This window comes from Oceanicaulis sp. HTCC2633, assembly GCF_000152745.1.
Lineage (GTDB): Bacteria > Pseudomonadota > Alphaproteobacteria > Caulobacterales > Maricaulaceae > Oceanicaulis.
The window spans coordinates 2,244,120-2,268,076 of record NZ_CH672428.1; the positions used below are offsets into that span (position 1 = coordinate 2,244,120).

General features: G+C 64.2%; 19 protein-coding genes and 1 tRNA gene. 13 read left to right on the forward strand and 7 right to left on the reverse strand.

Going from position 1 to position 23,957, the window contains the following annotated elements:
- Positions 1-40: 40 nt before the first annotated feature.
- A complete protein-coding gene (locus OA2633_RS10770; protein ID WP_009802578.1) occupies positions 41-550 on the forward strand; it encodes an invasion associated locus B family protein in 510 nt (169 codons plus the stop codon).
- Here the strand turns inward: OA2633_RS10770 and OA2633_RS15485 are convergent.
- Positions 547-1,416, reverse strand: coding sequence for a LysR family transcriptional regulator (locus OA2633_RS15485; RefSeq protein ID WP_009802579.1), 870 nt, complete (start codon positions 1,414-1,416; stop codon positions 547-549). The two genes, OA2633_RS10770 and OA2633_RS15485, sit on opposite strands and share 4 nt — an antisense overlap.
- Positions 1,417-1,506: 90 nt before the next feature.
- Between OA2633_RS15485 and OA2633_RS10780 the strand changes: the two genes are divergently transcribed.
- Complete coding sequence (locus OA2633_RS10780) at positions 1,507-2,301, forward strand: sterol desaturase family protein (RefSeq protein ID WP_009802580.1); 795 nt, start codon at positions 1,507-1,509, stop codon at positions 2,299-2,301.
- Positions 2,302-2,304: 3 nt separating this feature from the next.
- On the opposite strand, the gene OA2633_RS10785 is transcribed toward OA2633_RS10780, so the two are convergent.
- Positions 2,305-3,102, reverse strand: a complete 798-nt coding sequence (locus OA2633_RS10785) for a DUF6065 family protein (protein ID WP_009802581.1) — start codon at positions 3,100-3,102, stop codon at positions 2,305-2,307.
- A gap of 50 nt (positions 3,103-3,152) precedes the next feature.
- Here OA2633_RS10785 and rlmN point away from each other — a divergent pair, with 50 nt between their 5' ends.
- Complete coding sequence (gene rlmN / locus OA2633_RS10790; RefSeq protein WP_040612636.1) at positions 3,153-4,340, forward strand: 23S rRNA (adenine(2503)-C(2))-methyltransferase RlmN; 1,188 nt, start codon at positions 3,153-3,155, stop codon at positions 4,338-4,340.
- The gene (locus OA2633_RS10795) at positions 4,337-5,689 is read left to right on the forward strand and encodes an RsmB/NOP family class I SAM-dependent RNA methyltransferase (RefSeq protein ID WP_009802583.1); all 1,353 of its coding nucleotides are present in this window, start codon (positions 4,337-4,339) and stop codon (positions 5,687-5,689) included. Before rlmN ends, OA2633_RS10795 begins: the two co-directional genes overlap by 4 nt.
- A gap of 151 nt (positions 5,690-5,840) precedes the next feature.
- On the opposite strand, the gene OA2633_RS10800 is transcribed toward OA2633_RS10795, so the two are convergent.
- Entirely contained in the window at positions 5,841-7,328 is a 1,488-nt protein-coding gene (locus OA2633_RS10800; protein ID WP_009802584.1) for an NADP-dependent isocitrate dehydrogenase, read from the reverse strand.
- A 138-nt stretch (positions 7,329-7,466) separates the two neighbouring features.
- On the opposite strand from OA2633_RS10800, the gene OA2633_RS10805 reads away from it, so the two are divergent.
- Positions 7,467-8,336, forward strand: coding sequence for a LysR family transcriptional regulator (locus OA2633_RS10805; RefSeq protein ID WP_009802585.1), 870 nt, complete (start codon positions 7,467-7,469; stop codon positions 8,334-8,336).
- A 6-nt stretch (positions 8,337-8,342) separates the two neighbouring features.
- Here the strand turns inward: OA2633_RS10805 and OA2633_RS10810 are convergent, their stop codons facing one another.
- A complete protein-coding gene (locus OA2633_RS10810; RefSeq protein WP_009802586.1) occupies positions 8,343-9,023 on the reverse strand; it encodes a tellurite resistance TerB family protein in 681 nt (226 codons plus the stop codon).
- 189 nt (positions 9,024-9,212) lie between these two features.
- On the opposite strand from OA2633_RS10810, the gene OA2633_RS10815 reads away from it, so the two are divergent.
- From OA2633_RS10815 to OA2633_RS10830, 4 genes are all read left to right on the forward strand, one after another.
- Positions 9,213-9,302, forward strand: a tRNA-Ser gene (locus OA2633_RS10815).
- A 163-nt stretch (positions 9,303-9,465) separates the two neighbouring features.
- Positions 9,466-10,758, forward strand: coding sequence for a tetratricopeptide repeat protein (locus OA2633_RS10820; protein WP_009802587.1), 1,293 nt, complete (start codon positions 9,466-9,468; stop codon positions 10,756-10,758).
- Positions 10,759-10,861: 103 nt separating this feature from the next.
- Positions 10,862-12,757 (forward strand): ATP-binding protein, encoded by a 1,896-nt coding sequence (locus OA2633_RS10825; protein WP_009802588.1) that lies wholly within the window; start codon positions 10,862-10,864, stop codon positions 12,755-12,757.
- Positions 12,754-13,386 carry a response regulator transcription factor gene (locus OA2633_RS10830; RefSeq protein ID WP_009802589.1) on the forward strand — a complete coding sequence of 211 codons (633 nt, stop codon included), beginning with the start codon at positions 12,754-12,756 and terminating at the stop codon, positions 13,384-13,386. Before OA2633_RS10825 ends, OA2633_RS10830 begins: the two co-directional genes overlap by 4 nt.
- A gap of 5 nt (positions 13,387-13,391) precedes the next feature.
- On the opposite strand, the gene OA2633_RS10835 is transcribed toward OA2633_RS10830, so the two are convergent.
- Both OA2633_RS10835 and OA2633_RS10840 read right to left on the reverse strand, forming a co-directional pair.
- Positions 13,392-14,036: a glutathione S-transferase gene (locus OA2633_RS10835; RefSeq protein ID WP_009802590.1), complete on the reverse strand. Its 645-nt coding sequence runs from the start codon at positions 14,034-14,036 to the stop codon at positions 13,392-13,394.
- Complete coding sequence (locus OA2633_RS10840) at positions 14,029-14,967, reverse strand: rhodanese-related sulfurtransferase (RefSeq protein ID WP_009802591.1); 939 nt, start codon at positions 14,965-14,967, stop codon at positions 14,029-14,031. Before OA2633_RS10840 ends, OA2633_RS10835 begins: the two co-directional genes overlap by 8 nt.
- A 352-nt stretch (positions 14,968-15,319) precedes the next feature.
- On the opposite strand from OA2633_RS10840, the gene OA2633_RS16545 reads away from it, so the two are divergent.
- The 3 genes from OA2633_RS16545 (at position 15,320) to OA2633_RS10855 (ending at position 22,021) form a co-directional block, all read left to right on the forward strand.
- Positions 15,320-17,938: a TonB-dependent receptor gene (locus OA2633_RS16545; protein ID WP_009802592.1), complete on the forward strand. Its 2,619-nt coding sequence runs from the start codon at positions 15,320-15,322 to the stop codon at positions 17,936-17,938.
- A 96-nt stretch (positions 17,939-18,034) separates the two neighbouring features.
- Complete coding sequence (locus OA2633_RS10850) at positions 18,035-20,059, forward strand: tetratricopeptide repeat-containing sulfotransferase family protein (RefSeq protein ID WP_050752912.1); 2,025 nt, start codon at positions 18,035-18,037, stop codon at positions 20,057-20,059.
- A 15-nt stretch (positions 20,060-20,074) separates the two neighbouring features.
- Positions 20,075-22,021 carry a BCCT family transporter gene (locus OA2633_RS10855; protein ID WP_009802594.1) on the forward strand — a complete coding sequence of 649 codons (1,947 nt, stop codon included), beginning with the start codon at positions 20,075-20,077 and terminating at the stop codon, positions 22,019-22,021.
- Between the two features lie 22 nt (positions 22,022-22,043).
- Here OA2633_RS10855 and OA2633_RS15490 read toward each other — a convergent pair whose 3' ends face one another.
- Positions 22,044-22,625 carry a TetR/AcrR family transcriptional regulator gene (locus tag OA2633_RS15490; RefSeq protein WP_009802595.1) on the reverse strand — a complete coding sequence of 194 codons (582 nt, stop codon included), beginning with the start codon at positions 22,623-22,625 and terminating at the stop codon, positions 22,044-22,046.
- A 129-nt stretch (positions 22,626-22,754) separates the two neighbouring features.
- On the opposite strand from OA2633_RS15490, the gene OA2633_RS10865 reads away from it, so the two are divergent.
- The gene (locus tag OA2633_RS10865; protein WP_009802596.1) at positions 22,755-23,939 is read left to right on the forward strand and encodes an efflux RND transporter periplasmic adaptor subunit; all 1,185 of its coding nucleotides are present in this window, start codon (positions 22,755-22,757) and stop codon (positions 23,937-23,939) included.
- The last annotated feature ends 18 nt before the right edge of the window (positions 23,940-23,957 follow it).

The window sequence follows — 23,957 nt, forward strand, 5'->3', positions numbered from 1 at the left end:
CTGCCAGCGCCAAACCGCTTAAACTGAATGGAAATTCGCTATGCGCGTGCTTTTAGCCAGCCTGTGTCTGTCCCTGACGAGCCTGACGCCCGCTCTGGCGCAGGACGCCTCCGAGCCTGAATTCCAGGGCGCGCATCGCGACTGGCGCGTGTTCACACGCGGCGAAGGCGAGGCGAAGGTCTGCTATGCGCTGAGCCGGCCGCAGGAAGCGCTGCCGAGCAATGTCGATCATGGCGACGTGTTCTTCCTGGTGGCGAGCTGGGCCAGCGGGGCGGCGGACAACCAGCCCAGCTTCCTGGCCGGGTATCCGCTGCGTCCTGACAGCCCGCCGCGCGTGCGGGTCGGCTCGGATCGCTTCCAGATGTTCGTGTCCGAGCAGGAAGGCTTCCTCGAGGAGACAGGCGAGGAATCCCAGCTGGTGCGGGCCATGCGGCGCGGGTCCGACATGCGGGTTGAAGCCACCAGCAATCGCGGCACCGCCACCGCCTACACCTTCTCGCTGCTGGGCGTGACCGCGGCGCTGGAGCAAGTGGACGATCTCTGCGACTAGGCGCGTCGCGCCGCCGCTTCAAAACAGTCAAACAGATGATCGCGCGCTGCGCTTTGCGGGGCGTTGGCGCGATAGATCAAGGCGGGCCGCAGGCGCAGGCCGCTCGGCGTGTCGGGCAACGGGACCAGCCCGTGCTCGGCCATCAGCCGGTCCATGACCGAGTGCGGCGCCGCCAGGATATGGTCAGACGCCGCGCACGCCAGCGCCAGCACGGTGAAATCGTCGCAGACCAGACCCGGCCGTTCCCCGCCCCAGGGCAGGGGCTGGCGGGCCAGACGGTCCGGCGGGGTGGCCGTCGCCAGCGGAAACCGCTCCGGCGGGGCGCTCGCAAGGGCCGGGTGGCCGGGGCGCACCAGGGCTGCGACGCCTTCTTCGGGCAGGGCGTGGACCCTGAGCGCCGGATCGTGCTCGGCTTCACCCATATCCGCCGCCACCAGATCAAGCGCCCCGCGCCGCACCTGGTCGAGAAGCGCGTTCGCGGCTCCGGCGCGAATGGTCAGCTGTACGGTGCGGCCTGCACGGTAGAAGCGGGCGACCGCCTCGGGGAGCAGGCGATAGGTGACGCTGGGGCCGGCCCCGACGCTGAGCACGCCATCCTCACCGCTGCGCCAACGCTCCGCTTCAGATTTGAGATCCTCCGCCTGTTGCAGCAGCGCGCGTGCGCGCGGCAGCAGGGCTTCTCCCATGCGGGTCAGCACCAGCTTGCGCCCGGCGCGTTCAAACAGCGCGCCGCCCAGATCCGCTTCCAGCTGGGCGAGAGACTTGGTCGCTGCAGGCTGGCTGACATGCAGCCGTTCGGCGGCGGCGGTCAGCGTGCCGGCGTCAGCAGAGGCGACAAAGAGGCGGGCCGTGCGAAGGCTCAGCATGGGTTATAATCCATGGTTATGTCATCATGTAAAACTTGTATTGGAAGTTATGGCAAGCCTCGCCCAATCTGAGGCTGGGAGGCGACCGTCATGATCAATGAGAAAATCCTGGTTCCGGCCATTTTCGCGGCTTTCATCCTGCTGGAAGCGGTGACGGGGAGGTTCTTCCAGAAGGAGAAGGGCTCGACGCGGGATGTGGTGATCGAGGTCTCATCCTCGCTGACAATCGTGCTGATCACCGTGCCGCTGATCTTCGCGGTCGCGCCCTTGCTGGTCGAGGCGGTTCGCCCCGGATCAGAGGATGCGCTGGCCTTTCTGCCCTGGTGGGCGATGCTCGGCATCCTGCTCGTGGCTGACGACATGACCCAGTACTGGTGGCATCGTGCCAGCCACACCTTTCCTGTGCTCTACAATCTGCACCGGGCGCATCATTCGGGCGGATATCTGTCGATCCGCACCGCCTATCGCAACAACCTGTTCTATTACCTGTTCATGCCGGGTCTGTGGCTGGCCGCCATCCTCGTGCATCTGGGCTTCTACCCGGTCTATGCCGTGTATCTCGTCGTGAAGATGACGGTGATCTTCGGCGCGCATTCCGCCTGGCGCTGGGATGAGGCGCTCTACAGGGTTCCGGCTTTCACACCGGTGATGTGGGTGCTTGAGCGCACCATCTCCACGCCCGCCACCCACAGCGCCCATCATGGTCTGCACAAGGAGGACGGCGTCACTCACTACAAGGGCAATTACGGCAATCTGCTGTTCTTCTGGGATGTGCTGTTCGGCACCGCGAAGATCACCCGCCGCTATCCCGAGACCTATGGCATTGAAGGCATGGAGCCGGTCAGCGCCGGGCGTGAATTGCTCTGGCCTCTGGTGCGCAAATAGGGGCTAGCGAGTCTTTGGTGCGGCCTTGGTGAAGGGTTTGATGTGCAGCTTGGTCTTGTGGCTGGGCGCGCCCTTGCCGCCATCGGGCATCAGGCCCCGATAATAGCCCTTTTGCCATTTTTCCTCAGCGGCGTCGGCGTCGTTCTCCCGCAGGCGACCAGCGAAATCGGCGCGGCTTAGTCGCCATGTCTCCATCGCTTGCGCGGTTTTCGGATCAGACTGGATGGGGCGGATCTCGGGCGTGATCTTGTCAAACAGATCGCGCCGGACCGGGAAGATATGCGCAATGGCTTCATCGGCCTCAAAGCGCACCTCGCCCGGGCGGGTGAAGCGCCAGTTCATGGTGAAGCTGTAGGGACTCCAGTCGGTCTCGATCACGCCGGACAGGGGCGCTATGCCGTCCTTGACCGCGTTGACCGGGCCCTGGACCCAGATGTTCCAGCCGGGCGGGGTGCGCAGCAGGAACCCCATCTCGAAGGTCAGGATTCCGGAGCCGAAATTGCTCATCGGTCTGGCGGGGGCCTGCCCGGACGCTGCGTCGGGGTGAAGGCTCACATCCTCGACCCGATCTCCGCCGGTCCAGCGAGCGGTGAAGCCGGACGGGGTGAAGACCTCCCAGCCATGCTGGTTCCCGATCACCAGTGGCAGGCAGCGATAGGCATGGCTCTCGGGCGTGTCGTCCATCCAGGAGCGACGCGATGAGGCGGGACGAACAGGCGGGTCAAAGGCGGTCAGCGGATGGCAAATCAGTTTCATGGCGGGCATGAGACCGACCGCGTGCGGCGGACGCAACCCCGCCATGCGTTCTCGCCCCTCGAACTTTGTTCAGTTTTCCATTATATGACGCCGCCATGAACGCACCTTTGAAAACCCTCGACCTGTCCTTCTCCAACCGGCCGGAAACGACCGGTCCCATCGCCCTTGTCGGCATGACGCGTCCGCAATTGCGTGACGCGCTCGTCGAGCATGGCCTTGTGGACGAGAAGAAAGCCAAGATGCGCGCCGAACAGCTCTGGCGCTGGATCTACCATTACGGCGTCACTGAGTTTGATCAGATGACGAACGTCTCCAAGGATCTGCGCCAGCAGCTGGAGGCGAAGTTCACCCTTGCCCGCCCGGAAATCACCGAGCGTCAGGTCAGCGTGGATGGCACCCGCAAATACCTCATCCGCATGGCGTCGGGTGTTGAGGTCGAGACGGTCTTCATTCCCGCCGTGGCGCGGTCGGGCGCGCTGTGCGTGTCGTCCCAGGTGGGCTGCACGCTCAACTGCACCTTCTGCCATACCGGCACCCAGCCGCTGGTGCGCAACCTGACCGCCGCCGAGATCGTCGCCCAGGTGATGATCGCGCGCGATGATCTTGGCGAATGGCCGACCTCCAACGAGGACCGCCAGATCACCAATATCGTCTTCATGGGCATGGGCGAGCCGCTCTACAATCTCGACCATGTGTCGGATTCGATCGATGTGATCTCCGATCATGAAGGCATCGGCATTGGCCGTCGCCGCACCACGGTGTCGACCTCGGGCGTCGTGCCGAAAATCCCCGAACTGGGCGAGCGCACCCGGTCCATGCTGGCGATCAGCCTGCACGCCACCAATGATGAATTGCGCAACGAGCTGGTGCCGCTGAACAAGAAATACCCTATCGCCGAGCTGATGGACGCGATCCGCGCCTATCCGGACCTGTCCAACTCCAAGCGCGTGACGTTCGAATATGTGATGCTGAAGGGCGTGAACGACAGCCTCGCCGAGGCGCGGGCGCTTGTGAAACTGCTCAAGGGCATTCCGGCCAAGATCAACCTCATCCCGTTCAATCCCTGGCCGGGCAGCCCCTATGAGTGCTCGGACTGGGATCAGATCGAGGCCTTCGCCGATGTGGTGAACCGGGCGGGATACGCCAGCCCGATCCGTACGCCGCGCGGCCGGGATATCTTTGCGGCCTGCGGTCAGCTGAAAAGCGAAAGCCAGAAGATCCGCGCCAGCGAACGCCGGCGTCTGGAACGTGAGGCGGAAGCGGCGCAAGAGGATCAGGCGTGAACCGGCAGCAGGACCGCCGCCAGCCGCGCAGATCTGGACCCGAGCCCAAATCCTCCACCAAGAACCTGATGCCTCGCGCGGTTGCACTGGGCGCCGTCGAGGGCGTGCTCGCCAAGGCCGTGCCGCTCGATGGGGCCTTGGCCGGGCGACCCGAATGGAAGCGGATGGAGCCGCGAGACCGCGCCTTTGCGCGCGCCATCGCCTCCGCCGTCATTCGTCGTCCCATCGCGCTCGACGCGGCTTTGATGCAGGTGCTTGACAAGCCCTTGCCGGATGAAGAGGTGCGCGCCCATCTCATTCTGCGGTGCGGCGCGGCGGAACGCCTGATCCTGGACACCCCGGCGCATGCGGCCGTGGACGCCTGGGTCAGCCTGATGGCGCAGGATCGCCACACCGCGCGTTTCAAGAATCTCGCCAATGCCGTGCTGCGCCGGGTGGTTGATCAGGGGAAGGATGCCTTCCTTGATTCCGATCCGCTTGAGGACCTGCCTGACTGGCTGGCCGAGCGCTGGGTGGAGACCTATGGCGAGCCCACCGCGCGCGCCATCGCCATCGCCCGCTCTGTCCCGCCGACGCTCGACCTGACCGCCAAGCCGGGCTTTGACGCCCAGAGCTTCGCCGAGGAGATCGGCGCCAGCGTGCTGGAAACCGGGACCATCCGCCGCCCAGACATTGGCGCGGTCGATGGCCTGCCCGGTTTTGAAAACGGGGACTGGTGGGTTCAGGACGCTGCCGCTGCGCTGCCCGCGAAACTGCTGGGCGTGAAGGCGGGCGAGACAGTCGCTGATCTCTGCGCCGCGCCGGGTGGCAAGACCTTGCAGCTCGCTGCGACCGGCGCATCCGTGATTGCGGTCGACGCCTCGCCCAAGCGCCTGAAACGCCTGGAAGACAATCTCGAACGCACAAAGCTCAAGGCCGAGATTGTCGCCGCGGATGTGGCTGACTGGACGGCGCCCGAACCGCTGGACGCCATCCTGCTCGACGCGCCGTGTTCTGCGACCGGTACGCTGCGCCGTCGCCCGGATGCGGCCTGGGCCAAGCAGCCCGGCGACATCGCCAATCTTGCGGACATTCAGCGCCGACTGCTGGATGCGAGCTTCAATCAGCTCAAACCGGGCGGCCGCCTCGTCTACTGCACCTGTTCGCTGGAGCGCGAAGAGGGGGAAGACCAGATCGAGGCCTTCCTCAAGCGCACGCCCGACGCCCGCCTTGATCCGGTGACGGCGGACGAATTGCCGGGGCTCAAGGCTGCGATCACGCCAGACGGCGCCGTGCGCACCCGCCCGGATTTGTGGTCCGAGCGTGGCGGCCTGGACGGGTTCTACATCGCCCGGATCGTGAAGGGGTAGGGCGCTCCCGCCTTTCCCATTCCTCTGAGTTCAAACTGAAAAACCCCGGCCGGGCATGGCGCCGGGCCGGGGTTCTTTCAGGCTGACATGTGTATCGCTGGCGGAGCTCCCGGGTGCTGGAGGCAGGCCCGGGAGTCCAACACGTTCAGCCCTACTGGCCCTGACCGAGCGAATAGCCGGGCTTGCCGTCAAACTCGTAGAGTTGCTCGGTCTTCACGAAATCAATGCCGGCGGCCTCGATGCGGCCCAGAAGGTCGACCACATCGGCGTTCTTGCTGACGGCCCCGCTCATGAAGCGGCAGCGCCAATGGTCGGTCTTGAAGGTTTCCGGCAAACCGTTCGGCCAGACCTTCACGCCACGATTGGTGATCATCTTCAGGCTCAGGGATGCATCGCCCGCTGCGGCGTTCAGCGCGTCGGCGAGTTCATCGGGGTTCTGGGTCGGCATGTCGACGAAGACATCCACGCCCACCAGCGTCTTGGTCTGGCGCTCACGGCGCTTGTAGGGCGCGATCTCGACGCCGCCAGCATCCGCATTATAGCGCACCGGGGTGAAGGTGCTCGGCTCCTGACCCAGACGGGCGATGACGGCGTCGGCAAAGGCGTCGGTGCCCACTTGTTCCTTCGTCATGTCTTCAGACGCGATATCGACGGTGTGAACGCCGTCCTCCAGCGTCTTGAGCCAGGCATTGTGGATTTTCTCCGCAACATCGGCCTGACCGATATGCACCAGCATCTGCACGCCGGCCAGCAGCAGGCCGGACGGGTTGGCGATGCCCTGACCGGCAATCATCGGGGCGGAGCCGTGAATGGCTTCGAACATGGCGCAATGCTCGCCAATATTGGCCGAGCCGCCCAGGCCGACCGATCCGGTGATCTCGGCGGCGACGTCAGAGATGATGTCGCCATACAGGTTCGAGGTGACGATCACGTCGAACTGTTCGGGCGCGTCGGCGAGCTTGGCGGTGCCGATATCGATGATCCAGTGATCGGTCTTGATGTCGGGATACTCCTTGGCGATCTCGTCAAAGACCTCATGGAACAGACCATCGGTCAGTTTCATGATGTTGTCCTTGGACAGGCAGGTCACCTTCTTGCGGCCATTGGCGCGGGCATAGTCGAACGCATAGCGCACGATCCGCTCGCAGCCCGGACGCGAGATCAGCTTCAGGCACTGCACCACTTCATCGGTCTGGCGGTGTTCGATGCCGGCATAGAGGTCTTCCTCGTTCTCGCGCACGATCACCACATCCATGTCCGGATGGCGCGTCGCGACGAACGGGGAGAGCGCCGCACAGGGGCGCACATTGGCGAACAGGCCCAGCGATTTGCGCACGGTCACATTGAGCGATTTGAAGCCGCCGCCCTGGGGCGTGGTGATTGGCGCCTTGTAGAAGACCTTCGTGCGGCGCAGGGAGTCCCAGGCGCTGTCCTCGATCCCCGCGCTCACACCCTTCAGATAGACCTGCTCGCCAATCTCGATCGGCTCCGGCGCCAGCGCCGCGCCGGCGGCGTTGAGCACCTTCAGGCTGGCCTTCATGATTTCCGGGCCGATGCCGTCGCCATAGGCCACGGTGATCGGGGTCGGGGTGCGGGTCGCCGTAGCGGCGGACTTGGAGGCGGAGACGTGGACGTTCATGTGGGTTTCCTCATTCCAGCGTGAGACTTTGCAAACCGGCGCCGGGTGGACGAAGCCGGGATGGGGGCTGTTTAGCCGTATGCATGTAAATTTGAAAAATTGATTGTCATGCGTCCATGCATTTGAAAAACTCATTCAATGCAAACTGACCGTCTCGACCTTGATCTGTTGCGCGCCTTCGTGGCGGTGGCCCAGTCCCAGAGCTTCACCCGGGCGGGGGAGCTGCTCTTTCGCAGCCAGTCCGCCATCTCGCTACAGATCAGGAAACTCGAACAGATCACGGGCGAGCGTCTGTTCAGCCGCACCGCGCGGCGCGTGACGCTGACGCCTGCGGGCGAGCGGCTGATGGGCTATGCCGAACGCATGCTGGCGCTGCATGACGAGGCGCTCTCGGCGTTTCGCGATGGCGGCGCGCGCGGCACGGTGCGCCTGGGCACGCCCGAAGACATCGCGACGGCGCACCTGCCCAAGGCGCTGGCGGAATTTTCCCGCGCCCATCCGGGCATCCAGCTCGAGGTGACCTGCGACCTGACGCTGAACCTGATGAAGATGTATCACGCCGGCCGGCTTGATGTGGCGCTGGTGAAACGTGAGCCCAGCGCCGCTGTGGATGGTCAGCGCGTCTGGTCAGAGCCACTCGTCTGGGTGGGGGCGAATGACGGCGTGTTTGAAACAGGCGGCGTGACCGCTCTCGTGGTCAGTCCCGAACCCTGCGTCTATCGCAAGCGCGCCGTGGAAGCGCTGGGCAAGGCCGGCGGCCGTGCCCGGGCCGCCTATGTGTGCGGCTCGCTCGCCGGTGCGCTGGCGGCCGTGCGCGCCGGTCTTGGCGTGGCGGTATTGCCACGGGACTTTGCGCCCGATGATCTCGCCATTGATGATGGCCAGCGCATGCCGCCGCTTGCGGATGCCGAGGCGGTGCTGCTGACCGCGGCTGACGCCGGGCTTGCCGCCCGACGCCTCGCCGATCATCTGGCGCACGCGCTGGAGGACGAACCGGCGCGGTTCTAGAGCGCTTTAGGCCGTCTGGGCGTCCGCTGCCTTGTGAATCTCGTTCACGAGGTCTGCATCAAGATTGAGCCGAGCCGCCAGCATCTGCAGATAAGCTTGCTCTGCAGGGGTGTCGATTTCGATGGCCACCAGAGACGCGGCGTAGATTTCCGCGGCGTGTTCGGGCGTGTCGGCAGCGTCCACCACGGCGTTGATGTCGAGCGGGGCGGACAGTTCGTCAAACACGAAGGCCTTGTCCTCGGCGCTCAGATCCATGGCGTTCAGGCGCGCGAAGATGGCGTCCTTCTCCTCGGCGTCGACCTTGCCGTCGGCCTTGGCGGCCGCGATCATCGCGCGGACGAGCGCCTTGCCCAGCTGATCGACCGCAGCCTCATCCGTCGGGGCGGGCAGGAAGGCGGAGTTTTCCGGCGCGGGTGTGAAAGCGACGTCCTGGGGAGCGGCCGCAGACGGAGCGGCGCCCTGACCCTGCTTGTTCTGCTGGGATTTCTGCCAGGCATGGTAGGCGATCCCGCCAATGGCGGCGACCGCGCCATACTTGGCGGCCGTGCCCATCATCTTGCGCCCTTTCTTGCCCATCAGCATGGACGCGGCGAAGCCGGCGGCCAGTCCGCCGCCGCCCGCGAGCGCGGTGCGCTGGGCGTTGGGGTCAGTCTGAAGGGCGGTGATGATCTTGTTCACGTCAAACATGGCGGACCTTTCAAGAAGAGGCTGGCGCAGCGCAGAGCCGAACGTCCGTCTGGGCGCGGAGGAATGGGTCAGAAGCACTTGGGAATACGGCAATTCCAGCGCAAGAACCCGTTACCGCTTTTTCACGCACATGGAGCAGCCCTCCGCGCTTGACTGCCGCCTCTGATTGGGTACTTTCCGCCGCCTTACGGTGAGGTGGCCGAGTGGTCGAAGGCGCACGCCTGGAACGCGTGTAGGCGGGCAACCGTCTCGTGGGTTCGAATCCCACCCTCACCGCCATTCTTCTTTTGACGACGTCAAGACAGGTCCCGTTCCGGGGCCTTTTTCTTTGCGCGAACCTGGCTGGCGCGCCCGCTTATCACCCTGCCGCCCCCTGAACAGGGGAGGCGCGGGGGATGCGTGCCGGTCTAGCCTCCCCGCTCTGCTGAGATGGGAGGCTCACATGTTCCGATTCCTGATCGTTCTCGGTCTGCTCTGGGGGGCGGGCGCTGCGGCCGAGGCCCGGCAATCGCAATCCGAAGCGGGTTGCCGCGCCAATGACGCTGAAGCCTGTTTCTATACGGGGGCGGAATATGCGCAGGGCATGGGCGTGCCCGAGAACAAGCAACGCGCGGTCGAGTTCTTCCTGCGCGCCTGCGATCTGGGCGTGCCTGACGGATGCAACACGGCGGGCGTTCTGGTGAGCCGGGGCGACGGCAATGTGGCGCGCAATGTGATCCGCGGCGTCGAGTATATGGAGCGCGCCTGTGCGATGGGCCATGCGGACGGCTGCAGCAATGGTCTGGGCCACCGCATCAGCAGATCGTCTGAGGCGGGCAATCTCAATCGTGTGCTGCCGACTGCTCGCGCCGGCTGTGAAGCCGGGGTGGAGAATGCGTGCCTGTGGGGGCTGGATTGGTCCTATGACGGCAATGAGGGTGAGTTCATTCGCCTCATCAACATGGATGAAGCGGCCTGGTTCGCCGAGCAGTCGTGCGACCGGTATCGCGACATCAAGGGCTGCGACGTGGCGGCGCGGCTGTACGCCAACCCTGAATTCCCGACCTTCGACGCCGAGAAGGGCATGCGCTATTCGCTGATCCGCTGTGACGAGCAGAATTCATCCGGAGACTGCCGGAATGTGGCGGCGGTCTATGTCCTGATCGAGGAGCATCAGCTGGGCGCGCGGTACTATGAGCGCGCCTGTTCGCTGGGGCATGAATTCTCCTGCGGCATGGCGCAGGAATGGCGGACCTATTTTGCCGAGGTCGCCGAGTATGAAGCCCGTCAGGCCGCACAGGCGGCGGAGGTGAACGCCGCCTTGTCCCAGGGCCGGTATGGCGATGCGGTGTCTGTTGCAATCAATTCGGCGCGGTCCCAGGACCTGGCTCAGCGCGCCATTCTGGCGGCGCGCAATGCGGGACGTATGGGAGATGTGGCGACCAATGATCTGTACGCCGCCGCCCTGTGGTTTTCCTCGGGGCCGGTGCGGCAGGCTGCGGATGCGGAGATGGCTGCGCGCGGCACGGGACTGGAAGGGACGTTCGGGACCGGAACCAACACAGCGGGCGCTGCAGACGCCCGATGGCGTGAACTCTATGGTTCCAGCGCCCCCTCCTACCGCTCAAGCGCGTCCAGTGTGACGCCGCCCAGCGTGGCGAGCGCTGCGGAGATTTCCGCCGCCACGCGGGATCGTTATCGCTATGCGCATTGCGTGATGAGCGGTAGCAATACAAGCGCATCGGTCTGCCAATAGGCGGATTACGCGCGGCCTGCGACCCTCGCGCCGATTACGGCGCAAGTGACGATCGGGGACGCTCGTCATGGGCAAGCAGGTCGCGCGAAGGGGGCGAAGGGGCATGCAGCAGAACTTGAAGACGGAGGCGGTGCGTCTGGCCGCCACACCCTTCACGCGGTTGATCGTGTTGACGGCCCTGGGGCTGGCGGCCTTTGCCCTTCTGAGCCTTCTGTCCCTTCAGCCCCAGACCGGCTGGTCCTGGTCGCCTGCGGACTGGCGCAATCCCTTCACCATTGATCCGGGGATCTGGAGCTCCTTGCTGACGGGGCTGGTCGCCTATCTGCTGTCAGCCTGGGTGTGGGCGCTCAAGCCCGCAAGCCTGCCGGCCAGCCTGTTCGCCATCAGCGGTCTGGCCACTTTGGCCTTCTGTTTCTCCTCGTTCTCCTTCTCGATTGCCCTGCCTCTGACGGAAGACACGATCGCCTGGTTCTGGATCGTGAACATGCTGGGGGCGTCTTCGTTCGGGATCATCATGATCAGCCTGTTCCTGATTTACCCGACGCGGTTGCCTGGTTGGCGGATGCTGATGGCGCTCACCGGTCTGGGGTTCGGGCTGTGGACCCTGCTGCGCACATTCGGTCCCTGGCGCGAATTCGCCGAGGTGCAGCTGATCACTACGGTGGAGATGCTGGTGATTGTCGGCGTTGTGGCCTGGCAGATGTGGGCGAGCGCCCATGATCCCCGCGCCCGCGCGATAGCGGTCTGGCTGGGCGTGTCGGTGCTGCTGGGCGCGGGCGCCTTCATTGCAACCGTCGCCGCGCCCCTCAGTTTCGGCTTCCAGCCGCTGGTGCGGGAGAACTACGCCTTCGCCTTCTTCCTGGCGATCTATGTGGGTCTGGCGGTCGGGCTGATGCGCTTTCGCCTGTTTGACCTCGGCGCCTGGTCCTATCGCATCATCTTCTATTCTGCAGGGGTTCTGCTGATCTTCGCCCTGGATCTGGGCTTGATCACGCTTCTGTCCATCGGGCCGTCCCAGGCGCTTGGCGTGTCGCTGCTGGTGGCGGGCTTCGCCTATCTGCCCTTTCGCGAGCGCATCTGGCGACACTTCGCGATGAGCGCGCGCCCCGAGGATACGCCCTTGTTCAGCGGCGTGCTCGAAGCCGCCTTCAAGCCGTCGGCGGCGGAACGGTCCCAGGCATGGACGGACTTGCTGAGAGCGCATTTCCGCCCGCTTTCGCTGGATATCGACTCCCGGCCAGTAAGCGAGCCTCAAATCGAAGAGGAGGGGTTGGTGCTTCGTCTTCCCGCCAGTGACGATGCGCCAGTCCTCCGCCTTGCCTACAAGCAGGGCGGGCGCGCCCTGTTCAATTCGCGTGATGTTCTCTTGGCGAAGGAGTTGATCGCCCTGGCGCAAAAGGCGCGCGAGAACCGGTCGGCCTATGATCGGGGCGTCAGCGAGGAGCGGGTCAGGATCGCGCGCGACCTGCACGACAATATAGGCGCTCAGCTGATGCGCGCCCTGCACTCGGCAGCGACCGAGAAAAAGGATGCGATGATCCGCGATACGCTGTCGGATCTGCGCGACGTCATCAATCATGCGCATGGCGCGGAGTTGTCCCTGGATGAATTGCTGGCGGACTTGCGGGCTGAAACCTCTGACCGGCTTGAGGCGCATGGCGTCCGGCTGAACTGGACGCTGGAGGCCGCCGCGGGCCACAGGCTGATGCCGGGCCAGGTCCACGCGCTGCGATCTGTGGTGCGCGAAGCGGCGAGCAACACCATCAAGCATGCAAACGCCCGGATGCTGTCGATCAAGGTCAGGGCCCGGCAAGGACAAATCCAGATCGAGATCCGTGATGATGGCGTCGGGTTCGATCCGGCGCAAAGCTCGTCCGGTCAGGGCGTGTCGAACATGCGGGCGCGCATGGAGAGCGTGGGCGGCGCGTTCGATGTGGTCAGTCAGAAGGCCGGCGTCGCCCTGCACGCCAGCTTTCCCTGCCAGGGACTGTCATCATGAAGACGATCTTGCTGGTCGAGGACATCGCAGAAACCCGCGCCTGGCTGCGCGAAGCGGCCGAGCTGGCGTTTCCGGGCTGCCGGATTTCCGAAGCGACACGCGTGCGCGACGCCTTGGGACTCATGCAGAGCCGGGCCTTCGACCTCGCCATTGTGGACCTGGGATTGCCGGACGGCGATGGCGGTCAGCTGATCCAGGCCATGAAGGACCACCATCCTGCCGCCACCATCGTTGTGGCGACGGTCATGGGCGATGACGCCTCGGTGATTGCGGCGCTTTCAAACGGCGCGGACGGTTATCTCCTGAAGGATGCGCGGCAGGACGTCTTTGTGCGGCAACTGACCGCCATTGATCAGGGCGAGCCTGCGCTCTCTCCCTCCATAGCCCGGCGCATCATCGAGCATTTCCGGCGCACGGCGCTGGTGGAGACCGATGGCGGGGATCTGACCCCGCGTGAGCGGGATGTGCTCAGCCTGATCGGGCGCGGTCTGCGCAATGCCGAGGCCGCTTCGGCGCTGGGGTTGAGCGAGCACACCATCGCGGGCCACATCAAGTCGGTCTATTCAAAGCTCGGCATCTCCACCCGGGCCGAAGCGGCGCTTCTGGCGTCACGGCTGGGCCTGACCTGATGGCGTCAATCCTGACGCCCGGCCGCTGATTTGAACAGGTCATGCTTCTGCATGATGCGCTTAAAGCGGTCCGAGTTCAGATGATCGTCGAGCCAGCGCTGAAGATTGGGCCAGGGCTGGGCGTCAAACCAGTCCCGATCGGTATTGGCGAACTGGCGCACGAACGGAAAGAGCGCAATATCGGCAAGGCAGGGCGCGCCGCCCAGAAGCTGGTCGGACTGACCAAGCCGGGCTTCAAGCGCATCCAGATGCCCGCTGGCGGCGGCCCGGTGCTCGCTCGCCACCGCGCCTTCATATCGGGTGTCGTACTTGTAGCGATCGAGATGATGCTTTAACGGGCCGTCATTGGCCGCGATCAGCGCCTCCATCTCCGACCGGTCGCCCGAAGGCGGGGTCAGCCAGTTTTCGGGGTCATTCTGCTCAAGCGCCCAGAGCATCACATCCAGGCTTTCCTCGATCACGCCTCCATCGGGCCGGACAATCACCGGCACCGTACCCTTGGGCGAGGCGGCCAGCATTTCGGCGGGCTTGTCCTTGAGGAGGATCTCGCGGTGCTCGACCGCGATGCCGGCGACATCCAGCGCCATCCGGCCGCGCATGGCATAAGGGCAGCGACGGAAGGAGTAGAGGATCGGGCGCGCGTCAGTCATCCGAAGCGGCCGAGGCGTCCAGCACAGCCCCTACATGTCGTTCGCCGCGGGCGGCGGCGCGGGCTTCCTGACGCTGGCGCTCGGCATAGCGCTGGCGTTGTTCCCCGGTGCGGGATTCATGGCAGTGCGGACAGCTGACGCCGGGGGAGAAGAACGCCGATTTGAGGTCTTCGGGGCCGAGCGGTTCGCGGCAGGCGTGACAGGTGGTGTAATCGCCTTCCTTCAGGCCATGGCCGACCGCCACACGCCGGTCAAAGACGAAGCACTCGCCTTCCCACAGGCTGTCCTCCTCGGGCACGGTCTCGAGGTATTTCAGGATGCCGCCCTTGAGGTGGTAGACCTCATCCAGCCCTTCAGCGAGGGCGAAGGCGGTGGATTTCTCGCAGCGAATGCCGCCCGTGCAATACATGGCGATGCGGGCGTTGGGCCGGGTCTGGCGGAACTTGCGGAACCAGTCGGGAAATTCGCGAAAGCTCGTGGTTTCAGGATCCACCGCGCCCTTGAACTGGCCAATGCGCACTTCATAGGCGTTGCGCGTGTCGATGGTGACCACGTCCGGCGCGCTGATCAGGTCGTTCCAGTCTTCAGGCTCCACATAGGAGCCTACGGCGCGGGTCGGGTCCACGCCTTCGACCCCCAGCGTCACGATCTCCTTTTTCAGCCGAACCTTCAGGCGCAGGAAGGGCTGCTCGCTGGCGACGGAATCCTTGTGTTCGATGTCGGCGCAGCCAGGCAGGGAGCGGATCACATTCAGGACCGCCTCGATGCCGTCCGGAGAGCCGGCAATCGTGCCGTTGATGCCTTCGCGGGCGAGCAGCAGCGTCCCCATCACGTCATGCGTGCGGCAGGCGCTCAGCAGATGGTCCTGCAGGGCCTTGTCGGCCTGCAGCGGGGTGAACTTGTAAAGGGCGGCGACGCGGAACTGGGTCATGGCGGTCTTATGCCAAAATCAGCGGCTCAGGGGTACTGGCGGATCGCAGGCTGCGTCAATCCTGCGCGCATAGCCTCCTGTGCCGAGCCTGTCGGGCGTTAAGTTCGAACACGAACCAAGATTGTTGCGAAGGTGGAGGGGAAGACCTGCGTTCTGGAAACGGTTTCAGCCTGTTGTTTCAAAGCAACAACTTGATCCCACTTAATGTAAGATAACAGAAATATCGAACCGGTCTCGTGCGTGGCCGGACTTTTGATGCACCGCAAAAGCTTTGTGGCGAAAGCTTGGCTAGTCAGGGGCGAATGGTTTGTTTACATCGGAATAATCATAATCAATCGGAGAGCGCTAAACGATGAGTCTCAAGAAACGAGTTCTCGCCAGCACCATGTTGTCCGCCGCCATGGGCGTCGTGATGGGCGGTGCGGCAGTCGCGCAGGTGGACCGCATTGTCGTCACCGCCACCAAGACCGAACAGGATTCCCAGGATATTCCGGTCGCCGTTTCCGCCATTGGCGAAAACGATCTGGAAGAGCTCGATGTGGATGTGTTTGCGGACTATCTGGTCCAGCTTCCCGGCGTCACCGCCGGCGGCAGCGGGCCGGGCCAGAACACCATCTACATCCGGGGCATCGCATCGACCACGCCGAACATGACGACGGCCGGCGTGGCGGGTCTTGCGCCGAACGTGGCGTTCTATCTGGATGAACAGCCGCTCGCCCAGCCGGGCCGGAACCTTGACGTCTACGCTGTCGACCTTGAGCGCGTGGAAGTGCTGCCCGGACCGCAGGGCACGCTGTTCGGCGCCTCCTCACAGGCCGGCACAGTGCGCATGATCACCAACAAGCCGGCCATCGGCCTTTATGAAGCGGCCGCCAATTTCGGCGTCTCCTTCACCGAGGGCGGCGAAGCCAGCTACAAGACCGACGCCATGGTCAACCTGCCGGTCAGCGACAATTTCGCGCTGCGCCTGGTGGGATTCTGGGATCAGCAGGGCGGTTATATCGATAACGTCCAGGGCACGGTGAACACGTCGGAGTCCGCACGCTTCCGCCCCGCGGGCACCGTGCGCGCAAACGGCGTTCCGGTGAGCGCGCGTCGCGCCGGTTTCCAGGCCGGCTCCGACCTGTCGGGCGTGACCTTCATCGATGCCGACAATTCCGCCCTGGTCGAGGATGACTTCAACGACACCACGTATTCCGGGTTCCGGATTTCGGGTCGTTACGAGTTCAATCCTGACTGGCGCCTGACCGTGTCGGCGATGAGCCAGCAGCTCGATTCCGATGGCGTCTTCTTCCAGGATCCCGAGCTCGACGACTATGAAGTCTCGCGGTATTCCGACGAAACCCTGCAGGACGACTTCGTCAACGCCGCCTGGACGCTGGAAGGCCGCGTCGCCATGCTGGACGTGGTCTACACCGGCGCGTTCACCGATCGCGACACTGATCAGATCATCGACTACACCGAGTACATGTTCGTGGGGCAGTATTTCCCGTACTACACCTGCGAAGGCTCTGTGACCTATCCGGGCGCGGCTGCGCCGTCGGGCACCTGTTACAGCCCGCAATCGCTGGTGGATTCCACGACCAACACTCAGGTCGAAAGCCACGAGCTGCGCTTCAACACCCCGCAATCGGAACGCCTGCGGGTGACGGCCGGCGGCTTCTATTCCAGCACGGAAGTCGAAGAGCGCAACGATTTCACCTATTTCGGCATGATCCAGGCGGATCCGTTCGGGCCGTTTGCGCCGAACTTCCCGTTCACCACGGGCTTCACCTCTGATCCGGGGCCGTTCCCGGAAGGCGTGATCTTCCGCAATGACGTGCGCCGCACCGACGAACAGCTCGGCGTGTTCGGCGAGGTGAGCTATGATCTCGTGCCGGGCGTGTTCTCCGTGACGGCGGGTGCGCGCTACTACGACATCGAGGTCGATCTGGCCGGCAGCGCCAACGCCTCGTTCTGTAACTCTGGCGGGACCGATGCGAACGCGTTCGGCACCGACATCTCCGACCTTTACAACGGCGATGGCCAGTACACCTTCCGGGGCACCTGCGACACCAGCCGCCACATCACCTATAACGACACCCAGTCCATCGCCGACATCATGGCGATCGACCCGGCGCTCAGCATGTCGCAAGCCCAGCAGATCTTTAACGCCACGCGGGCGCCGGATGTGGCCGCGACCGATGGCGCGATCTACAAGCTGACGGGCACCTGGACGCCTGCGGCGGGCGTGCTTCTGTACGCCACCTATTCGGAAGGCTTCCGTCCGGGTCTGCTGAACCGTCCGGGCGGTGCGCCGGGACCGAATGGCTACACCGTGCCGTTCGCGATCGATTCCGACGAACTCACCAACTATGAGCTCGGCTGGAAGCTGGATCTGTTCGGCGATCAGCTGCGCTTCAACGGCAACGCGTTCTTCGTGGAGATCGAGGACCTGCAGACCACGATCTTCGATCCGTCGATCGTGAACCTGTTCTTCTCCGATAACGCCGCGGACGCTGAAATCATGGGCGTCGAGGGCGATGTCACCTGGGCGCCGGCGGATGTGCCGGGTCTGACGGTGTCGGGCGCCTTCTCGGTGCTGGACAGCGAGATCACCGAGGTGCTGACCCCGACCGATGACGTCGTCGAGGGCGAGGAGCTGGCCTATGCGCCCAGCCTGCAGCTCAATGCGCGTGCGCGCTATGAGTGGCAGCTGGAGAACAGCTGGACCGCCCACGTTCAGGGCCAGGTGATCTATTCCAGCGACAGCCGGTCCGACATCATCGAGATCAACGCGATTGATGTGGACAGCTACGCCACGCTGGGTCTGCGCACCGGCCTGACGTCCGATAACTGGACCGCGGAAATCTTCGTGGACAATGTCACGGATGAGAACGCCGAGCTGGCCAACAATTTCGTCAACGATCGCGAGCGCGTCACCGTGATGCGTCCGCGGACCTACGGAATTCGCTTCGGCATTTCCTACTAGGACGAAAACACCCGGCCTGACGATCAGGCCGGGTGTTCTCACGATGTCGGCGCTCCATTTCCCATGGGGCGCCGGTTCGTGTTTTATGGAGATGTGATGTCCGCTGACGAAACCCAGACCCAGGCCCTCCGCGAGGCGGAGACGCATATGCGCAAGGGCGCCTTCGAGGCGGCCTTGCAGGTTCTGGAGCCGGTCCTGAGCGATGCGCCCGACCATGTGGACGCGCTCTACATGCGGGCGGTCTGTCAGCGTTATCTCAAACAGGGGAATGACGCCCGCGCGACTCTCGATCATTTACTGCGCGTCGCGCCCGAATTCGGCCGCGGGCTGCAGGAAGACGGACATCTGTTCCGTGATCAGGGCGATCGCGATCGTGCTCTGGGCAGTTACCGCGCTGCGGTGCGCGCTAATCCGGCGCTTCACGCCGCCTGGTCCGCCCAGGCGCAGATTCTGGCTGAGCAGGGCCGTGCGGATGAAGCCCGGCTGGCGCAGGCCCAGGCCGATCAGATCAAGGCGCTGCCGCCCGCGCTGCAGGCGGCCATGCATCATCTTCACGAGAACCGGCTTCTGAAGGCGGAAAACCTGTGCCGGTCCTGGCTGACCCAGAACCCGAAGGACGTCGCCGGCATGCGGCTTCTGGCCGAGATCGGCTCGCGGCTGGGCGTTCTGGAAGATGCGGAGTTTCTGCTTGAAAGCGCTGTGACCTTCGAGCCGGGCAACGCCGATCTGCGGGTGGACTATATCCGCATCCTCAGAAAGCGTCAGAAGTTCGGCAAGGCGCTTGAGGAAGCCCAGACCCTCTATGATCGCGACCCGGACAATCCGGTCTTCATTTCCCAGCTCGCCATCGAGCGAATGCAGACCGGCGACTATGCACGCGCCGTCGAGCTGTTCGACCGGGTGCTGGAACGCGCGCCGGGCGATCCGGCGACCCTGACTTCACGCGGGCATGCGCTGAAGACCTGGGGGCGGTCGGAGGAGGCCATTGCTTCCTACCAGGCGGCTTGCCAGAGCGACCCCGCCCATGGCGACGCCTGGTACGGGCTTGCAAATCTGAAGACCTATCGCTTCGACGCGGACGAGCGCGCCATTATGCAGGCCGAGGACTCGCGTCCCGGACAGCCGCTTCAGACCCGGATCAATCTCAATTTCGCGCTGGGCAAGGCGTTCGAGGACGAGGGTGATTTCGCTTCCGCCTTCGAGCGCTATCGCGAGGGCAATGCGCTGAAGACCCGCCAGACCCGCTACACGACCGATCAGATCGAGCGCGAGTTCGAGGCGCAAAAGAAATACTGCACGCCGGACCTGTTTTCGCCGTCCGCACCCAGCGGCGACCCGTCCCCGGACCCCATCTTCATCGTCGGATTGCCGCGGGCGGGCTCGACGCTGCTGGAGCAGATCCTCGCCTCCCACTCCCAGGTGGACGGCACGCTGGAATTGCCCAACATCATCTCGATCAGCCATGCCTTGCGCGGACGCCAGCGCGCCAGCGACAAGACCCGCTATCCGCGCATCCTGTCAGAACTGGATTCAGAGGCGCTTGAAAAGCTGGGACGACGCTATCTGGAAGAAACGGCGATCCATCGCAAGGGCGCGCCCTTCTTCACCGACAAGATGCCGAACAATTTCCGCCATATCGGTCTGATCAAGGCGATCCTGCCCAATGCGAAGATCATCGATGCGCGCCGCCATCCCATGGCGTGCTGCGTGTCAGGCTTCAAGCAGCTCTTCGCCGAAGGGCAGGAATTCACCTACGGACTCGAGGAGATCGGCGCCTATTACCGCGGCTATGTGGAGCTGATGGATCATTGGGACCAGGTCATGCCCGGTCAAATCCTGCGCGTGATTCACGAGGATGTGGTGAACGATCTCGAGGCGCAGGTCCGGCGCATCCTCGACTATTGCGGCCTGGAGTTCGAGCCGGGCTGCGTGGCGTTTCACAAGACCAAACGCGAAGTGCGCACCGCCAGCTCCGAACAGGTGCGCCAGCCGATCAACACGAAAGGCCTCGAGCAATGGAAGGCGTATGACGCCTGGCTCGATCCGCTCAGAGACGCGCTGGGCCCGGTGCTCGACGACTGGCGTCGGGACACGCCGTTGCAAATCGCCGCCTGCTCATAACGAGAGGACCACCCCATGAAGAAGTTTGAACCCGCCGTATTCATACCGGCCGCCGTCCTCATATTCGCCGGGGTGGGCTATGCGGTTCTGGCGGGGGATCAGGCTGAAACCCTGTTCGTGCATCTTCGCATGATGATCACAGAGAAGGCCGGCTGGGTCTATTCGGTGGGCGTGGGCGTCTTCCTGGTGGCTTCGGTGTTCGTCGCCCTGTCGGATTGGGGGCAGATCAAGCTCGGGCCGGATGATTCCGAACCCGAGTACGGCTTCCTGGGGTGGTTCGCCATGCTGTTCTCGGCGGGCATGGGCATTGGTCTGATGTTCTTTGCGGTCGCCGAGCCTCTGACCCACTATATCGCGGCGCCGCTGGGCGATCCCGAGACGGTCGAGGCGGCCGAGCAGGCCATGGTGCTGACCTTCTTTCACTGGGGCATTCACGCCTGGGCGGTCTATGCGATCGTGGGGCTGAGCCTGGCCTATTTCGCCTTCCGCCATAACCTGCCGCTGACCATCCGCTCGGCGCTCTATCCGCTGATCGGGGACCGGATCTATGGCCCGATTGGTCATGCGGTGGATGTGGTCGCCATCCTGGGCACGCTGTTTGGCGTGGCCACCTCGCTCGGCTATGGCGTCAACCAGATCAATGCGGGGCTGAACACGCTGTTCGACGTGCCGATCTCGCCTGTCGTGCAGGTGGTGCTGATCGGCCTGATCACGGCGCTTGCGACCACCTCGGTCCTGGCGGGGCTGGACGCCGGCATCAAGCGTTTGAGCGAGTGGAATCTCTTCCTGGCCATCGCCCTGATGCTGTTTGTCTTCATCGCCGGGCCGACGCTGTTCCTGATTGGCGCCTATGTGCAGAACATTGGCGACTATATCGACCAGCTGGCGGTTCTGACCTTCAATGTGGACGCTTATGGCGATGGCGTCTGGGTCAATGACTGGACCCTGTTCTACTGGGGCTGGTGGATTTCCTGGTCACCGTTCGTGGGCATGTTCATCGCCCGAATCTCGCGCGGCCGGACAATCCGCGAGTTCATCTTCGGCGTCCTGTTCGGACCGACCCTGTTCACCTTCCTGTGGATGACGATCTACGGCAATTCCGCCCTGCTGCAGGCGGTGAACGGCATGGCCGACCCGATCCTGCAGCTGGTCAGGGACGGGGATACGCCGCTGGTGCTGTTCGCCTTCCTGGACACCCTGCCATTCAGCGCCATCACCTCGGTGCTGGCGATCATCCTGGTGACGACCTTCTTCGTCACCTCGTCGGATTCAGGCTCGCTGGTGAAAGCCACGCTGGCGTCGGGCGGCTCGCTGACCCCGCCGCTCTGGCAGCGTTTCTTCTGGGCGGTGCTTGAAGGCGTTGTCGCAGCCGTTCTGTTGCTGACGGGCGGTCTCGCCGCTCTGCAATCGGCGACCATCGCCGCCGCCCTGCCGTTCACGCTGGTGATCTTCCTGGCGTTTGTCGGCCTGATGCGGGCCTGGTCCATGGAAACCGCACGCCGGGCCGGCGCCAAGTCGGCGCCGCAACTTCCGGTCGAGGGCGCCGCCGTGCCGTGGCGGATGCGGCTCAAGCTGATGTTCTCCACGCCCAAGCCCGAGGATGTGCGCGCATGGATGAAAGACGCCGTCGACGCCGCCTTCCGCGAGATCGTGCCCGAAATGGAGAAGCAGGGTCTGAGTTCGCGCGTGGAGACCGATGAGGAGCAGGACCGGATCTGGCTCACCATTGAACATGGCGAGCAGCCTGACTTCGTCTATGGCATCGAGCTCAAGAGCTATGAGGACACGGCCGTGCCCGGCTCGAGCGTCAGCCAGCAGAATTCACGCGGCGAGGTGTTCCTGGCCGAGGGCGGCCAGCACTATTGCATCTACGGGTATTCCAAGACGCAGGTGATCCGTGACGTCATCCGTCATTACGAGCGTCACCGTCAGTGGATCCACCATCTGGTGAATGTGAACTAACCGGCGGACGGGAGAGCCGCCGCTAGTCGCCCGGCTGCGGGAAGGGCGCAAGCGCGTCTTCCAGAATGGTCCGGATGCGGTCCTTGAGCATGGCGGCCTCGTGCTCGGGCACGCCATACGGGCCCATGATCGTGCGGCTGATGGCGAGGCCCATCAGAACGCTGCCGAACAGGCGCGCCCTGAGATCGCATTGCTCGCCTTCGAGCAGCCCGGCGACGGGCTTGTGAAAGCGTGTCTCGATGGAGTCGCGCACTGCGCAGGCCGCGTTGCTGGAGCTGGCGGAGTTCAGCATGATCAGCAGATCCACGAGCTTGTCGTCATCCTGCGGTCCATCGGTCAGCATCTCCGCGGCGAGCGCGGCCATGCCGCTGCGGCCTTCCTGGAGGAATTCGGGATGATTGCGACCGTTTTCGAGCGCTTCCAGAAACAGGCCTTCCTTGGAGCCGAAATAGCGCCCGATCAGAGCGGAATCCACGCCGGCCTCTGAGGCGATGTCGCGAATGCCGACATTGTCATAGGTGTCGTGGGCAAAGAGTCGCCGCGCCGCGTCCAGGATCTTGGCTTCCGTCGCGTTACGATTCTTGGTGATGTGACCGCAGTTCAAATTCCGACCTTTCTGAGAACGGTTCTCATGTCTTCAGCTGTTGACATTTTGTGTGCGCTGCACAATATGTCATCAATCGATGACAAAATCAAAAGACGTTTAGACGCACTCAACGGAAGGTCCTCCCCCATGTCATTTCGTTTTGGCCTCCCCGGCGCCGCGATTGCGGCGCTTGTCCTCGTTTCAGGCTGCGGACAGGCGCCCGCCGAAGAGAACAACGCGCCGCCGGCGCCCGTGGTTCAGACCGCCCAGCCTCTCAGCCTCGAAGTGGCGGACTGGGATGAATTCACCGGCCGGTTTGAGTCGCCTCAACAGGTGACCATACGGGCACGGGTGAGCGGCTATCTGCAAGAGGTGCATGTCGAGGATGGCGCTCTGGTGGAAGCCGGCGACCTTCTCTTCACGCTGGATCAGCGTCCCTATCAGGCGACGGCCAACGCCGCGCGCGGCCGGGCGCAACAGGCGCGGGCGACGCGTGACCAGGCGCAGGCCGATCTCAACCGCGCCCAGCAATTGCGTGAAGCGGACGCCATTTCCGAGGAAGAACTCGAACAGGCCCGCACCGCCTCCGCCACCGCGCAGGCCGCCTATGCGGCCGCCCAGGCCGATGCGCAATCAGCAGCCCTCGAGCTTGAATACACTGAAATCCGCTCGCCCATCGCCGGACGTCTCTCACAGCGCATGGTGGATCCGGGCGACCTTGTCTCGGCTGCGGGCGAACCCATGATCACGGTCGTTCAGACCGACCCGCTGCAGTTTCCCTTCTACGCCTCGGAAAGCATCTTCCTGCGCTATCAGCGCGAGGAAGGCGCGGGCCTGGGCGCGCCGGTCCAGGTGCGTCTGCAGGACGAGACCGAGTTCACCCATGACGGCGTGCTGAACTTCATCGACAACGCGGTCGAGGCCGGCACGGGCTCGATCCTGATGCGGGCCGAGTTCAACAATGAGGACGGCCTGATCCGACCGGGCATGCTGGGCACGATCCGGGTCCGCGGTTCGGCGCCCTATCAGGCGCTGCTCGTGCCCAAGACGGTCATCTTCTCCGACGCCACCCGGCGCTATGTCTTCGTGCTGGGCGAGGGCGATCTCGCCACGGTCCAGCCGGTGACCCTTGGCCCGGCCGTGGACAATCTTCAGGTGGTGCATGGCCTGTCGGCGGATTCGCCGGTGCTGGTCAGCGGACTTCAGAACCTGCGTCCGGGAACCCAGGTCCAGGTGCGGCCCGGCGGTGAAATCGTTCACCAGCCTGCGGATGCGCAATCGGGCTCAAATCTACAAACCCGGCCGGCGGGCAGTGCGCGCATCGCGCAATAACGCGCGCACCCCGTTTCG